This is a genomic window from Dietzia alimentaria 72 (assembly GCF_000226215.1).
Lineage (GTDB): Bacteria > Actinomycetota > Actinomycetes > Mycobacteriales > Mycobacteriaceae > Dietzia > Dietzia alimentaria.
Map to the genome: position 1 here is coordinate 17639 of NZ_AGFF01000022.1, position 15270 is coordinate 32908.

General features: G+C 66.8%; 13 protein-coding genes. 4 read left to right on the plus strand and 9 right to left on the minus strand.

Annotated features, from left to right (window positions below; genetic code table 11):
- Positions 1 to 158 precede the first annotated feature (158 nt).
- From ON04_RS09165 to ON04_RS09185, 5 genes are all read right to left on the minus strand, one after another.
- Positions 159 to 1466, minus strand: a complete 1308-nt coding sequence (locus tag ON04_RS09165; RefSeq protein WP_010541311.1) for an McrC family protein — start codon at positions 1464 to 1466, stop codon at positions 159 to 161.
- Positions 1463 to 3709 (minus strand): McrB family protein, encoded by a 2247-nt coding sequence (locus tag ON04_RS09170; protein WP_010541312.1) that lies wholly within the window; start codon positions 3707 to 3709, stop codon positions 1463 to 1465. The genes ON04_RS09165 and ON04_RS09170 overlap by 4 nt, the downstream gene beginning before the upstream one ends.
- Before the next feature lie 82 nt (positions 3710 to 3791).
- Positions 3792 to 5648: an acyltransferase family protein gene (locus ON04_RS09175; RefSeq protein ID WP_010541313.1), complete on the minus strand. Its 1857-nt coding sequence runs from the start codon at positions 5646 to 5648 to the stop codon at positions 3792 to 3794.
- The gene (gene greA / locus ON04_RS09180; RefSeq protein WP_010541314.1) at positions 5648 to 6148 is read right to left on the minus strand and encodes a transcription elongation factor GreA; all 501 of its coding nucleotides are present in this window, start codon (positions 6146 to 6148) and stop codon (positions 5648 to 5650) included. The genes ON04_RS09175 and greA overlap by 1 nt, the downstream gene beginning before the upstream one ends.
- Positions 6149 to 6275: 127 nt before the next feature.
- Complete coding sequence (locus ON04_RS09185; protein WP_010541315.1) at positions 6276 to 6734, minus strand: DUF4307 domain-containing protein; 459 nt, start codon at positions 6732 to 6734, stop codon at positions 6276 to 6278.
- Between the two features lie 136 nt (positions 6735 to 6870).
- On the opposite strand from ON04_RS09185, the gene mca reads away from it, so the two are divergent.
- Positions 6871 to 7794, plus strand: a complete 924-nt coding sequence (gene mca / locus ON04_RS09190) for a mycothiol conjugate amidase Mca (RefSeq protein WP_010541316.1) — start codon at positions 6871 to 6873, stop codon at positions 7792 to 7794.
- Entirely contained in the window at positions 7791 to 8114 is a 324-nt protein-coding gene (locus tag ON04_RS09195) for a hypothetical protein (protein WP_010541317.1), read from the plus strand. Before mca ends, ON04_RS09195 begins: the two co-directional genes overlap by 4 nt.
- Positions 8115 to 8136: 22 nt before the next feature.
- Here the strand turns inward: ON04_RS09195 and ON04_RS09200 are convergent, their stop codons facing one another.
- The 3 genes from ON04_RS09200 to ON04_RS09210 all read right to left on the minus strand — a co-directional run bounded on the left by ON04_RS09200 (position 8137) and on the right by ON04_RS09210 (position 11032).
- Complete coding sequence (locus tag ON04_RS09200; protein ID WP_010541318.1) at positions 8137 to 8844, minus strand: CE1759 family FMN reductase; 708 nt, start codon at positions 8842 to 8844, stop codon at positions 8137 to 8139.
- The gene (locus ON04_RS09205) at positions 8841 to 10091 is read right to left on the minus strand and encodes an LLM class flavin-dependent oxidoreductase (protein WP_010541319.1); all 1251 of its coding nucleotides are present in this window, start codon (positions 10089 to 10091) and stop codon (positions 8841 to 8843) included. Before ON04_RS09205 ends, ON04_RS09200 begins: the two co-directional genes overlap by 4 nt.
- Before the next feature lie 107 nt (positions 10092 to 10198).
- A complete protein-coding gene (locus ON04_RS09210) occupies positions 10199 to 11032 on the minus strand; it encodes an arylamine N-acetyltransferase family protein (RefSeq protein WP_010541320.1) in 834 nt (277 codons plus the stop codon).
- 294 nt (positions 11033 to 11326) lie between these two features.
- On the opposite strand from ON04_RS09210, the gene ON04_RS09215 reads away from it, so the two are divergent.
- Positions 11327 to 12250, plus strand: a complete 924-nt coding sequence (locus ON04_RS09215) for a quinone oxidoreductase family protein (protein WP_010541321.1) — start codon at positions 11327 to 11329, stop codon at positions 12248 to 12250.
- Positions 12251 to 12281: 31 nt separating this feature from the next.
- Here ON04_RS09215 and ON04_RS09220 read toward each other — a convergent pair whose 3' ends face one another.
- Positions 12282 to 13778: an HNH endonuclease signature motif containing protein gene (locus tag ON04_RS09220; RefSeq protein ID WP_010541322.1), complete on the minus strand. Its 1497-nt coding sequence runs from the start codon at positions 13776 to 13778 to the stop codon at positions 12282 to 12284.
- A 416-nt stretch (positions 13779 to 14194) separates the two neighbouring features.
- Between ON04_RS09220 and ON04_RS09225 the strand changes: the two genes are divergently transcribed.
- Positions 14195 to 15268 (plus strand): 3-deoxy-7-phosphoheptulonate synthase, encoded by a 1074-nt coding sequence (locus ON04_RS09225; protein WP_010541323.1) that lies wholly within the window; start codon positions 14195 to 14197, stop codon positions 15266 to 15268.
- Positions 15269 to 15270: the final 2 nt, after the last annotated feature.

A 15270-nucleotide genomic window follows, 5' to 3' on the forward strand; every position in this document is an offset into this window, starting at 1 on the left:
GGAACCGGCTCCGGCGACGAAGGGTGTCCGCGGCTTGGCGGGCGTCCCCCGTACTCTCCGGATCGCCGTTCACGTCATCATTATGCCGGAACGCGTTCTCATTCCGGTCGGCCGCGCCCTCGTACGCCCCCGGTAGGTGCCTACCTCTCCCACCACGATCAGCGTGAGGCTGCCGACGGGATGCCGTGCCGCGCATCTGTGCGGTGTCGCGGTGCGGACGGCGCGCCCAGATCGCGCGCACTCTCCGCGAGTTCGACGATGGCCCGGCGGCTCTCTGCGGGGCCGACGGACAGGTCCACCGGGTATTCGATGATCGAGATATCGGTGTGGACGATCCGGCGCGGTTGCGGCGCATCGTCTCGTCGCTGCGCCGGATAGATGAGGTAGGCGCGGTCCACGCCGAGTGCCGTGCACGCGGCCAGTAGCCGGTAGTGATCAGCGGCGCGGGCTCGTTTGTCAGTCGAGTAGGTGGGGAGGAACGTGGTGACGGGGTGGCCGTCCACCTCATAGACGAGCCCGGTGCGCACCGAGATGTGGTCAACGTCCTCGGCGGGAGCGCTGTGGCGGCCCGACGGCGCGTCGCCGGTCTCGGCGCCGGAATCGAGGTTGACGACGGGATTCTGCAGGAGCCTGCCGCCGTGCCCGTGGAGGGCGGCGGTCAGCTCGGCCTCCACGAACCGTTCGAACAACGCGGGCATCTCGGTGACGAACGCCGCCGACGCAGCGTGACCGTCCTCCACCTCAACCGATATGCGTCGAACTATCCGGTCGGCCAGAGTGAGCGCGTCGTGGAACCGCGCGTTGAGCCGGTTAGGCGTCCACGTGGGCACCGGAGCACCCTGACCGATGAGGGTCGCATCGGCGAGCCGGGCGTCGACCATCGCCAGTCGCCGTCTGGTGGCGTCGGGAAGTTCGGGCAGGAACTGCAACCGGTGGGCAGCCGTCCGCAGGATGCGGTTCTCGGCGATGTCCGGGGTGAACTCCGAGTAGGTGACCTCCAGCGGAATGGTCATGCCTGGATGCCGGCGTATCTGGTCGCCCAGTCGGATACGACCACGCACGGTGGTCAGCGCCTCGTCGACCCGACGGTACCCACGTAGGAGCCCACCCGACAGGGCACGGTGCGCCAACTGGGCCATGGACTCCGCCACGGAAATCCACAACTCGTCGTCGTCTCTTGCCTGAACGGCAGAGGGGAGGAACGGATTGTCCGGCGCGTGGTCGAGCAGGAAGAATAATTGCGTCAGGCCGAGACTGGCTGCGGGCAGCACGCGCAGGGACAGGCCCTCGACCCGGACCGAGCCCACGGAGCCGCAGGGGATGAGGCGCCAGGTGTCGCGGCCGGCGGGTAGAACTTCCACCAGACCGGTCTGCGACAGGTGCTTGGCGCCCTCCCAGCTCAGGGTCACCAGCTTGCCGCGGCGGTCGAACTCGTCAAACTCGAGGGTCTGCGAGGGAGTTGTCACGCCCGGCCGATCTTTCGGCGCAGGGCCGCCAGACCGAACCGCTCGTGGACCTCGGCGCGGGTGAGCCGTCCGTAGTAGTGCTCTTCGAGCAGGGGAAGCAGGTCGTACCGCCAGATGGCCTCGAGTCCACCGGGATCGGTCGCCTCGTCCTTCATGAAGTAGGAGGGGCCGATACGCAGGTCGCGGTCGGAATCGTCGATCTCGGAGTTCAGCGCCTCGAGCAGCTCGGCCGGCTCCGGTGAGGCGCCGCGGGCCTCGAGGTGGCGGCGCAGCACTCCGGCGACAGGCGGCGTGTCCGGGTGCAGTTCCATGAACGCGAAGCGGCGGCGGATCGCGGCGTCGACCATGGCGATGGACCGGTCAGCGGTGTTCATGGTGCCGATGATGAACAAGTTGCGCGGCAACCTGAACGAGGTATCGGGGGAGTACTGGGGCAGCACTGTGCGGTCGCGGTACTCGAGCAGGAAGTACATCTCGCCGAACACCCGGGCCAGGTCGGCCCGGTTCATCTCGTCGATGATGAGGAAGCTCGGGTGCTCACGGCCGGACTCGGAGGTCGCCCGCGCAGCCTGCCGGCGTAGCGGACCGGCCTGCAGCGCGAAACCGGGTTGCCCGGACTCTGTGAGGGTGGGCCGGTAGCCCTCGAAGAAGTCCTCGTAGGCGTAGCTGGGATGGAACTGCACCAACTGCACTCGGCTCGGGTCGTCCGCTCCGGCGAGGAACCTCGCGAGCTCCTGCGCGAGGTAGGTCTTTCCGGTGCCGGGGGGACCGTAGAACACGATCTGCTGCCGCGACTGGAGGGTATCGACAATCTCTTGAAGCTCCTTGCGGGGCATGTGGAGACTGTCGGCCAGCTCGTCGGTGACGGCGGGCAGGGTCGGAACGGCCCCGGCGGCGGGAGCCTCGATGACCTGCGACTCGGTCGAATGGCGGCCGGGGTGCATGGCAGAGAGCAAGGCGTCGAGACCGTCGGTGAGGTCGACTACCGTGCCGGGCTCGCCGATCAGTTCGGATAGAGGGCTGGGCAGTGCCTCCAGGTCGAGGGACACCGAACTCCACAGGACGGAGCGCTCGAGCTGCTGGCCGCCGTCGTCGACATAACCGAGGTCGTCAGTGAGGGTGCCCAGACGCAGCTTGGCGTCCACGACGGTGGCCACCACGTCCTGCGGGTTCATCCGGGACAGAAAAGTGTGCAGCTCGGCCGTGAGCTGGAACCTGGCCTGGTAATCCAGATGCGGATAACCCTGCTCGACGGCCTGGGACACCTCGAGACGACTGGCGTGCGCCGGAATGCGGGGCAGGTGCGATGCGGGGAGAGCGATGCGGTTCTGCGCCACCCACTGGCCGGCCTGGTTGACGCCGCCACGGCCCGGCCGCACGAGCCAGGCGCGGCGCGAATGGTCGTCGCGGTGCCGCTGCCACTGGTTGGCCACGGAGCCGCGGTACCAGTCGACGGGCTGACCCAGCTGCGCGGAGAGGATCTCGGAGATCCGATACAGGTCCTGGTCGATGTCCAGCTCGTCGATGCCGGACGGTCCGCCGATGAGATCCGCGAAGGCATCGCGGATGCGGGTTTTGTGCTCGTGCTTGACGATCGGCTGGAAGTACCCGGGCCACGCCAGGTACTGCAGGCTGTAGCGGATAGCTCGCCAGTCGCCGGGCGTCGACCGGGCGGCCCGCTGGAACTCCCACGGGTCGGACAGGGCGGCGTCGCGCACGGAGGCGTCGAGCTCGGCCCAGTGGATAACGAATGAGCACAGCCATCGGAGGTGCTCACGCATTTGGACGTTGAAGCCCAGACCGCCGGTGAGCGGGCCCTTCTCGACGAGCACCTCGGCGAGGTCCTCCGGGATGTCTGGCGCATCATCGGTCCAGGACAGAATGTCGCGGACGCGGCCGCGCTTGAGGCGGGCCGTGACCGTGGACAGCGGCAACTGTTGGATGTAGAGGAGTTCCGCGGCGAGCAGGATCACCGGACGAGGAGCACCCTCGAGCTGGTCGTGGAGTGCCTGCATCACCGGTGAGCGGTGGGAATCAGTCGGCTCTGCGGCGGCGCTTCTGTCCGCCTCCGGGTCGGAGTCCAGACGTCGCGCGAGCTCCTCGGCTACCTCGGGGGTCCAGGTGTAGAGATCGTCCTCGAACGGCGACTGGCCGGTGCGCAGCGCTGAACCCAGGACCCGATCGGCCGCCGATTCGATCTTCGGGGCCGGTCCTGCGGGTCGTTCGTGGGATCCATCTGACACGTGCGTCTCCTGGCTGTTCATACGCGGCCCGGGGGCCGGAGGATCAGTCACACGCTACCAGCGGGCCGGCCTGGGCAGGCGGTCACGGGGCGGGGGGCACGGCCCCGGCGGGCGCCGCCGGAGTTCGCTCGACGAGGCGCTCGAGCGCCGCGTGGGCCACTGTCGCGTACAGGTCCGTGCCCCGGGCGTCAGCGGGGTGCACACCGTCGGCGGCGAGGTAGTCGGGATGCAGCGCGGCCGCGGAATCCCAGTCCGCGAGTTCCGCGTTAGGTCGGGCGGCGACGGCCTCCATGATGCCGGCGTTGATGGATTCTTTATTGGGCAGCGGTGAGTGCGCGTTGACCACCACCACCAACACGTCCGGCCCCAGCGCGTCGATCGCTTCGAGCACGTACTCGGCACCCGCAGGACCGTTCGCGCCGATCCCCAGAACCACGGCCTCGCCGATGAGGCCGGATTGCTGTCGCGCCGCGATGATCGACGGCACCGCCATCCAGCTGCGGGAAACCTCGGCGTCGATCTGGGTCGGGGCCATCCCGGGAAACGTGACGAGGAACGACGGCGATGCCCCGAGGGCGACGGAGTCGCCGATCACCGAGACCGCCTCGCCGGGCGGCATCTCGCGGTGCGGCGGGGGCGGCGGTGCGAGTGCGGCTTCTTGCTGCGCGCGGGCCGCTGCCTCGAGTTGGACCTGCACCGACGACTTGACGGGTGCGGTCAGTGCTGCCGCGGTGGACCCGCTCGCCAGTACGGTCACCGCCACCACTGCCAATGCGATCCGTTGGGGCGAGCGGCTGGGCGTGGTGACGCGTGGCGCCCTGGCGTGGAGGAACGGGGTCTCGATCCAGCGGTACGAGGCCGCGGCGAGTGTCACGGTCAGCACCAGCGCGGTTACAGGGACCAGGCCGGACGCGCGCACTGCGGGGTCCACTATGGCGGAGTCCACCAACACGAACACGGGCCAGTGGACCAGGTACAGGCTGTACGAGCGCAGCCCGATCCAAGAGAGCGCCGGGTGGCCTAGTCCCAGTGCGACCGGGCCCGATCCACGGGCGGCGGCCACCACCACGACGGCGGCGGTCGCGCAGGCGAGAGCGATGCCACCCCGGTAGGCGAGGTCCGAGCGGTCGCTGAGGAACAGCACCGCGCCGAGCAGTGCCACCAGCGCTACCCCTGCGGCGCCGTCCTCTACCCGGCGTTGGTGCTCGCTCAGGCGCCACGTCGGCCACAGGTCCGCCAGACGCGAGGTGGACGTGGTGGCCACAAGCGCCGCGACTGCGGCTCCGATAAGCAGGCCGAACGCATGCGTATCGGTCCCGTAGTAGAGCCGCGAGGGATCCTCTCCGGGAACGTAACGGACCGCCATCAGTAAGCCGGAGGCGAGCGCCCCGGTCGCTGCCACCACGCCGACGATCTTCCGGACCCCGCTCGCGGAAGCAATGCCTCGCCGCGTTCCGACCAAAGCCACCAGAGCCACGAGGCCCGTCACGATAAGCGGCCAGAACAGGTAGAACTGCTCCTCCACGGCCAGGGACCAGTAGTGCACGAAAATCCGCGGGGTGGTCTGCTCGAAGTAGCTGCCGGAATCCAGGATCTCCACCCAGTTGGTGCTGAAGGTGAGGATGCCGAGCAGTTGCTTCCACAGACCCACCCGCAGGTCCGGGTCCGCGAGGAGGGTGAGCGAGGCGAAGAACGCGGCGAGCGTGAAGCCCGCCGGCAGGATCCGGCGGGCACGACGTTTCCAGAATGCCGCCAGCGAGATCCGGCCCGTCGTCGCACGCTCCCTCAGTAGAAGCGAGGTGATGAGGAATCCCGAGAGGACGAAGAACACGTCGACGCCGAGGAACCCGCCCGGGAACGAGGCTGGGAAGAAGTGATAGAGGATGACCGCTATGACGGCCAGTGCTCTGATCCCGTCGATCGGGGCGGATCTACGCATCAGGCGCTCTGGTACGGCTCCGCGGTGACGATGGTTACCTTGACGGTCTTGCCGTTGGGGGCCTTGTACTCGCGGGTCTCACCGTTCTTGGCGCCGAGGACGGCGCGGCCGAGCAGTGACTCGGGGGAGTAGATCTCCAGATCGTCCTTTCCGGAACCCTCGCCGCGGGTACCGATGAGGAAGGTCTCCTTGGAGTCCTCGTCGCCGTTGTAGTAGGCGCGGACGACGGAGCCGATCAGCGCGACACCGGTTTCGGTGGGCGTCTCGCCGACCTGGGCGTTGGCCAGCAGGTCGTCAATCGTCCGGATGCGGGCTTCTTCCTGGCCCTGCTGTTCGCGCGCGGCGTGGTAGCCCGCGTTCTCCTTGAGGTCGCCCTCTTCGCGCCGTTCGTTGATCTCGAACGCGATGACCGGGCGGTTCGCGATCAACGCCTCTTTCTCGGCCGTGAGGCGGTCGTACGATTCCTGGGTCAGCCAGTGGACCTGGGTGTCGTTCGCCATGAGCGCACTCCAATCTGTTCGCGCGTGCGTGAGGTAACAAAAACACGGCCCCGCCAAAATGGGAGCCGTGCTGATGTAACGATGCTAACACAGCCTCCCCGCCCTGAAGGGGTCAGCGCGGGGCGTCTTACCTGCGCAGGTAGTCCGGAACGTCGTCACCACAGCCGTACACGTCGGCCATGAACGCGCGCGCTGACGTGGCGATGGTCGTGTCGATGCGAACGCTGTCGGACTCGGACGGCTGGACGTAGACTTCGCGCCGTCCCAGCTCTCCCTTGGACTGCTCCTGTGCCCGGATGATGCAGTACACGGGTCTTCCGGGCTCGTCGCGGGTGACGGTAAAAGAGACGTCGACCTGGTCGTCGTCGACCACGTCCACCCCCACCACCTCACCGGTCACCTCCGGGGTGGCGTTCAGGCGGTAGATGGTGAAGCCGCTGGCCACCACGATGGCGACCACCAGAAGGCCCAACACAACGGCGACCAACTTGCTGGCCAGCCCGGAGGTGGACTCGGCATCGCCGTACCTGCCATCTGGGAGGGCCCGCGGGCTCTCCGGAGGGGCGTCCGACCTCGGCTCACTCATGATCCCCAGGGTATCCGTGTCAGCTGTGGGCGCCGGTCGGGGGGCCGTCGCGCCCGGGCCGGGGGCACGTATGCTGCCGGCCACCATAGAATGGTGCGGTCAAACGTTTACCGAACGAAGAACGGCAGGTGCGACGATGGCCGGTCTCCGGCTGATGGCGATCCACGCCCACCCCGACGACGAGTCGTCCAAGGGGTCGGCCACCATGGCCAAGTACGTCGCCCAGGGCGAACGTGTGCTGGTGGAGACCTGTACCGGCGGTGAGCGCGGCAGCATTCTCAATCCGGCGATGGATCGCCCCGACGTGACCGCGGATCTTCCGAACGTGCGACGCCGGGAGATGGCGCGCGCGGCCGCCGTCCTGGGGGTGGAGCACCACTGGCTGGGGTACGAGGACTCAGGGCTGCCCGAGGGTGACCCGTTGCCGCCCCTGCCCGAGGGATGTTTCGCGCTTGTCGACGACGACGAGGTCACCGGCGCTCTGGTCCGCAGGATCCGTGAATTCCGTCCCCACGTTCTGATCACGTACGACGAGAACGGGGGCTATCCCCATCCGGATCATCTGAAGGTGCACTCGGCGTCGATGGCCGCCTACGAAGCCGCTGCGGATCCGGACAGGTATCCCGACGCGGGTGAGGCCTGGGCGGTGGCGAAGGTCTACTACACGCACGGGTTCCCCAAGAGCCGCCTGCAGATGCTCGACGACGAGTTGTACGCCCGAGACGGCGTCCGTCATTTCGAGGAGTTCCTCTCTCGCTGGGGGGACCGGCCGGACATCATGGAGCGGGTGACCACTCGCGTGGAGTGCGCCGGCTACTTCGAACAGCGCAACTCCGCCCTGCTGGCGCATGCCACCCAGATCGACCCCAACGGCTGGTTCTTTGCCGCCCCGGTGGAGATGCAGCAACGGGTGTGGCCCACCGAGGAGTTCGAGTTGGCTGCCAGCCGGGTGGGCTTTCCCGACCTGGCTGAGGGAGAATACGAAGCAGACCTCTTCGAGGGAGTGGACCCGTACGTGGCGCTCCCCGTCGGACCTAACACGAGCGAGGGACCGCGATGATTTCCCTGGGGCCGGACGTTCACATCCTGGCGTATGAGTCGGCGATGGTCTTCGCGCAGAACCAGTCGCCGGGTACACCCGGATCCAACGACAACCCGGTAGGACCGGAGTTCGGCAAGGCGTCGCCGATCGGGATCGTGCTGGTGCTACTGCTTCTCATCGCCACGGTGCTGCTGGTGCGCAACATGAACAAGCACATCAAGGGACTGCCCGCGAGCTTTGACGCGGAGCACCCCGAGCCTGATCAGTTGGCAGACGAGGGGACCGACCGCGCGGGTGTGGCGCTCGATTCCGAGGATGAGCTGCCAGACCCGCGCTGATCGGTGTGCGTGCCCTGACGGTTCAGCGACCCAGGAGGTCGCCCATCGGAACGAAGTCGCCGAACTCCTCGTCGTCGGTCCTTCGCCCCCGGGCCGCGTCGGCGCGCGTGGGCGCCACCGCGCCGGCGGTCACACCGGCGAAGCGCAGCATGTAATCGGCCAGCTCCGTGCCGACGCGGCCTGCGCGGGTGTGCAGTGAGTTCTCGTCGGCGGCGGTGGTGACGGCGCCGAAGTCCTCGGACGCCGCGAACACCGTGGTGGGCACCACGTCGGCCTTGAGGTAGGCGAACATCGGCCGCAACGCGTAGTCGATCGCCAGTGAGTGCCGCGCCGTACCGCCGGTTGCGCCCAAGGCCAGCGGTACGCCTGCGAGCGTGCCCGGGTCGATCACGTCGAACAGCGACTTGAACAGACCCGAGTACGACTGGTTGTACGTCGGCGTCACAGCGATCACGCCGTCCGCTCTCGCGATGTGGTCGATCGCCGCGGACAGCTTCTCGCCGGGGAACCGGGTGAAGGTGGCGTCCACGACCTCATGCGCCAACTCGCGGACCTCGAGGACCGTCACGTTCACCTGCTGGCCGTGGCGCACCAGGGCTTCACGGGTGGCCTTGGTGAGCTGGTCGGCGAGCATCCGCGTGCTGGAGGGCACGGACGTGCCGGCGGAGATGACGACGAGGTTGAGGGCCCGATCGGTTGTGCTCTGGTGGTTGGTGTCGGGATTGGTCACTTGGACTCCTTCCGAGCCGGTGCCTCAGCGAGGCGGGATTCGTCACGGCGGGCACGGGCGAGAGACTGCTCCTGGGCACGCTGTCCGCCCTCGGCGGTGAGGCCCGTCCAGTTGTCGCCGGTGCCGAACCGGTAGGCGTCGTCGTAGGCGGGCTCGCCGGATTCCACCAGTGCGGCGTCGCGGGCGGCGACGCGTCCGGCGTGCGTCGGGCCGGAGGGCACGTGGGCCGGGCGCAGTGCGTCCAGCTCGCGGCGCAGTACCGGCACGATCTCGGTGCCGAGGATCTCGATCTGCTCGAGAACCGTCTTGCGCGGCAGTCCGGCGTGATCGATGAGGAACATCTGACGCTGGTAGTCGCCCACCTGTTCACGCATGCTCATGTAGCGATCGATGACCTGCTGCGGCGAGCCGACCGTGAGGGGGGTCTGGGCGGTGAAGTCCTCCATCGAGGGTCCGTTGCCGTAGACCGGCGCGTTGTCGAAGTAGGGGCGGAACTCGTTGATCGCGTCCTGGCTGTTCTTACGAGCGAAGAACTGTCCGCCCAGTCCGACGATGGCCTGGTCTGCCGAGCCGTGACCGTAGTGCTCGTAGCGCTTGCGGTAGAGCTCGACCATCTGCTTGGTGTGGTGGATCGGCCAGAAGATGTTGTTGTGGAAGAAGCCGTCGCCGTAGTAGGCGGCCTGCTCGGCGACCTGCGGCGATCGGATCGAGCCGTGCCACACGAACGGAGCGACCCCATCGAGCGGGCGGGGGGTGGAGGTGAACTGCTGCAGCGGGGTGCGGAACTTGCCCTCCCAGTCCACAACATCCTCGTGCCACAACTTGTGCAGCAACTCGTAGTTCTCCACGGCGATCGGCAGGCCTTGCCGGATGTCCTGGCCGAACCACGGGTACACCGGTCCGGTGTTGCCGCGGCCCATTGTCAGGTCGACGCGGCCACCCGAGAGGTGCTGCAGCATGGCGTAGTCCTCGGCGATCTTCACCGGGTCGTTGGTGGTGATGAGCGTCGTGGCGGTCGACAGGATGATCTCGGAGGTCTTGCCGGCCACGTAACCGAGCGTGGTGGTGGGGGAGGAGGTGACGAAGGGCGGGTTGTGATGCTCGCCCAGGGCGAAGACATCCAGTCCCACCTGTTCGGCCTGCACGGCGTACTCAATGATCGACTCGAGTCGCTCGTGCTCGGTGGGGATTGCACCGGTAACGGGGTCCGGTGTGATGTCCGCGATGCTGAAGATTCCGAACTGCATGATGAAGACCTTCCCTCTGTTGGTGTTTCGATTCTATCTTGCTGACATGTCAAACAAAAGGGGGTAGGGGGATATTCCTGAAGCTCACAGGTCCTCGAGAATCAAGCTCAATCGAGCTCGCGCAGCCGCTCCCGGAGGGCGCGGACCGTCGCTGTATCCAGGGGGAGACCGAGATCGGCGAGCGCGTCGACTACCTGCACGTGGGTGAGCTCCTCGTGGACCGTCTCCCGCCCAGGGCTGCGGATCGTGCGAGCACAATTGGTGATCGTCACGTGTCCGGTGTCAGTGAACCGGCTGACGATGAGCATGGCCTGGAAAGGGCCGGCGCCGGGAAGGGTAGAAGTGACGTGATGGCCGGCGTTCACGTCGGCCGGTACGACCGGCAGGAGATCGGTGACGTGCACGACGTCTTTGCCGCGGCGCAGGACCCACTGCTCGACGCCGTCGGCTGCAACGGTGTTCTCCAGCCCGAACGAGCCGAAGAACTCCTCGCGCCGCGCACCGTCCTCGCGGAGGATCGGCCCGGTCAGAGACAGCCCGAAACCGGGATCCATCATCCAACGTCGACCTTCGAGCTCGACGTCGAGGGACATGTGGGTGCGGGCATTCTCTGACGAGTGGACCCGGCCCAGTCGGCGGCGCACGCTCAGGCCGAGCCGTTCGAGGGCACCGGCCATGAGCTGGACGTGCTCGAAGCAGTAGCCCCCTGCTCCCTCCTGCAGCATGCGGCGGGCGACGGACTCCGGGGCGACACCCGGATGCCGGCCCAGCAGTACATCAAGGTTGCTGAAGGGGAAGGTCGCGATGTGGCCGCGGTGAACGCGCTCGAGGAGATCGTGGCTCGGCGGGCCCGCGTCCACGCCGATCCGCTCCAGGTAGAGATCCGGATCATAGGCGCCGATTCCCCAAACGTCGCGGTTTGGTCTGGCGGTGGTGGTCATGGCGTCCTCATCATCGGCGGGTGGGGTGCGTGCGAAGGTGGCAGGGCCCTGTCGCCTCGGGCCGAGTCTCGCCGGATGGTTTACAGGTCACAACCGGAGGTTTATCGTCGGAACAGTGTCTAGTTGACGTGTCAGTCGCGTTCGATTCGAGATCTCAGTGCGCTGCAAACCCTGGGTCTACGGCATATGCGCCGCATCGCGGTGCTCGACGATTTCCTCGAGTACAAGAACATCTCCCTCAGCCCGGGACAGGTAGTCGGTCAGAATTGAGGCCGGACAATCGGAGGTAGGACCATGAAGATTGCAACCATCGACGCCGCGTCCGGCAAAGCGATCATCGCCGAGCGGCCCGAGCCGCAGAATGCGGCAACCGTTCTCGCCGTCTCCATCAATCCCATCGATCTTGTACTGGCAAGTGGGAACTTTCCACTCCGCAAGTTCTCGCCTGGTGATGCTCTCGGCTACGGCGGCGTGGCGGAACGCGCTGACGGGACCAGGGTCTACTTCTACGACCCGGAGCGACCCGCTGGCTCCCTGTCGGAGAAGGTGGATCTCGGAGCAGCGAAGACCATCGATCTTCCCGAGGCGTTAGATCCGCGGCTCGGAGCACTCCTCGGCGTTCCCGGCATCGCTGCCTACAGTGCCGCGTTCGGAGAAGGCAAAGTTGCCCCGGGCGAGACGGTGCTGGTGACGGGCGCAGCGGGATCGGTCGGCATGATCGCCGGACAGGCTGTGCTGGCCCGCGGCGCGAGTGCGGTGGGTCTGGTGGTCGACGAGCAGCAGAAACGTACGGTCGAATCCGTCGGTATGACCAGCCTTCTCCTGGAGGAGGTTGAGGAGGACGTACGAAGTGCAATCGGCCGCGTGGCCCCGGCAGGGATAGACGTGGTAGTGGACAGTCTCTGGGGGGACTATCCCAACCGCTTCGTGCCGGCGCTGAACGACTACGCCCGCTGGGTCCAGGTCGGTTCGAGCGCGGGTGGTACCGCTTCGATCAACGCTCCGGTGTTCCGTAATAAGCGGATCAGTTTTATCGGGCACACAAACTTCCTTCTCACAGCGCAAGAGGCAACCGAGGCCTATCACGGCATCGCCGAACTAACCGCACAGGGCAAGATCTCGCTGGAGTTCGAGTCGGGCAGCCTGGACGAGGTTCCCGATGCCTGGTCCGGTCTGGTGGACAAGACCCGAAGCGGAAAATTTGTCGTTACGTTCTGAACGGGGCCCAGGAGCAACCTCATAGGGGAACTCAGACGCCACGTGGTCGTTCGCGGTCGTCGGGTGGTGGCCCCTGCCGGGCTCGGTGAGCGCCTGGTGGATTGGTGATGTGGCCGTCCTCCGCAATGAGTCGTCCGATGTGGAGATCCCATTGGTGATCGAGGATCTGTTCACGGGAGCGTGCAAGCGGCCCGGTGGGCGTGGTCCGGTGCTCATGGCCCGTGTCGGTGGTGATGATCAATTCACCGAGCGGGCCAGGTCGGTAGGCGCTGTGGCCGAAGGTTTTCTCGCGGTGATGCCTGCGACAGAGACAGGCCAGATTCCATTCCACGGTCGGGCCGCCCAATGCAGGATTGAGATGATCGAAAGCCAGAATATGGTCAAGGTCGCAATCGCGTGCGTCGACCGCGCACCCCGGGTGCCGGCAGGTCCCATCGCGGAGTCGGATTCGTTCGGCTAGAGCAGCGGGGATGCGGTAACTCAAGGCCGCATCCGGAGTGTCCAGCACGCCGGGCTGCGGATCGATGAGCTCGAAACGCACTGTTGTATCGCCGCCGTTGAGGAGTTGTTCGCACAACCAGTCGAAGCTGGAGTAGGCGCCGCGGACGAACTCGACCCTGTTCGGCAACCCCTGAACCCGGCCGTCGATGACGGAGATGTGAATCGGTGAATCCGAGGCCCACCGGGTGCCGACCGAACCGTTGCCGTTTGATTCGACGCTTATGGGGTCACCCACGTCGTCGGTGGTCGGATCGCCGAGACTGCACAGCGCGTCCGCACGAAGTTGTGAGCGTGGGCGGCCATGGCCGGACTCGCCCGCTGCTCTGGCTGCGTTGTCGATGCGCCTTCGCAGCCTCTCTGCGTCCTCGACCGGCAGGTGGGCCCACATGTTCATCATGCCGTTGGCCGCGGGCCGGAATCGGACAGAGCGCTGCGCTCTGGCTTCGTCTACCGCGTCGTTGGCGGCGTTCTGGTCGTGGCGTTCCACGGATTGGTCGACCGCCGAATCTAGGGCGGTACGGCTGGGTCGACTTCCACCGTTCAGCGCTCGACACAGCATTCCGACCACGTCGGACTCGACCCGACCGACGATCTGATCAGGCACCGTGGCAAGCCGACACGCGGTGTCAATCGCCAACTGTTCAGGGACCAATCCGCGGCCGACGGCGTCGCGCAGCAACCGAAGGCGGGTGTGTATTTGCAGTCCCGCGGCTACGAGGCGGCCAGCGTGCCAGTTGGTCAGGCTCATCGCCGCGACTAGGTGGTCTCGAGCTTGGTCTGCCGGCGCAAGGCGTGCGAACGCCGAGCGCAGAGCCGAATCTGATTCACGAAGGGCTTCATCCAGGCGCCGAATTCTCTCGACCAGGTGAAACGCTGCTTCCAGCCGGGTAGCGCCAGCCAGGTTCTGGGACAACGTTGCCGATCGTGCGATCTCACTCAAGGCATCCGCGTCCAGCGAGCCCAATGGTTCGTCCACGCCGCGAAGCGGCTCGGTGAGGACAGAGCTCGTCGTCGTCGTATCCAACACCCCTGCCCCTCTCCCGAAGCCCCGTGAATCGAACGTGTGATCCAGTGTAGTCGCGATGCGCGGGTCGATCAAGTGTTCTATTAAACAAGTGCTGAAAGATCGCCTGAGTGGAAAACGAGCTACGCGGTTGGGTCCGCAGTGCTGGGGATTAACGCGCCAAATTGGCTTCTGCTAAGGTGTCACCCATGTCGAACGCTCGCGCATATTGGCGCTTTATGTGGGCTCCGGGTGGAGCCCGCGCCGCGAGCGCACGCGTCCGCTAAAGCGGACCGTCGACACCCGGAGCCCAGAGGCGGTGACCACCACGGTCGCCGCCTCCCGCCTTTTCCAGACGGCGGATCCGGGTGCGACCAAGGGCACCTCGAAGGATCACGGCACCCGGCCCGCCACCACTGAAACACCAGGAGCGCACTGCCGTGACCATCACCGCCGACAATCCCACCCAGACCGCCGACCGCCGCATCCTCTCCTACGCCCCGTTGCCGACCCCCACGGAGATCCTCGGTGAACTCCCGATCGGCGAAGCGCGCGAGGCGCTCGTCGAACGCAGTAGATCAGCGATAGCCGACGTCCTGGCCGGTCGTGACGATCGCCTGCTCGTGGTGGTGGGCCCCTGCTCGGTCCACGACACCGAGGCGGCGCTCGATTACGCCGGAAGACTGGCCGAGCTCGCCGAGGAAACCGCGGAAGAGCTGCTGATCGTGATGCGCGTGTACTTCGAGAAGCCGCGCACGACCGTCGGGTGGAAGGGGCTCATCAACGACCCGGCGCTCGACGGCAGCTACGACATCCCGCGCGGCCTGCGCACGGCCCGCAAACTGCTGCTCGACGTGCTGGATACCGGCCTTCCCGTCGGTACCGAGTTCCTCGAGCCGACCAGTCCGCAGTACATCGCCGACGCCGTCTCCTGGGGTGCGATCGGAGCTCGGACTACCGAGAGTCAGGTTCATCGCCAGCTCGTCTCCGGCCTCTCCATGCCGGTGGGCTTCAAGAACGGGACCGACGGTGAGGTGCAGGTGGCGGTTGACGGCTGCCGGTCCTCGGCGGCTGGCCACGTGTTCTTCGGTACCGACGCCGAAGGTCGCGCCTCCGTGGTCGAGACGGCCGGCAACGGCGACTGTCACGTGATCCTGCGGGGCGGCACCTCCGGGCCGAACCACGACCCGGACTCGGTCGCGGCCGCTGTGGCCTCCGTCGGCAAGGTCGGCCTGCCCGAGCGCGTGATGGTGGATGCCAGCCACGCGAACTCCGGAAAGTCTCACGAGCGCCAGGCCGAGGTCGTGGCCGAGCTCGCCGAGCGGATCGGTTCGGGGGAGCAGGGCATCTCGGGGCTGATGATCGAGAGCTTCATCGAGCCCGGCGCCCAGTCCGTCGATGCCGACGAACTCGTATACGGCCAATCCGTTACCGATGCCTGCATGGGGTGGGACACCACCGCCACGGGGCTGCGCGCGCTCGCTGACGCGGTTCGGGCCGGCCGCCGGTCCTGACC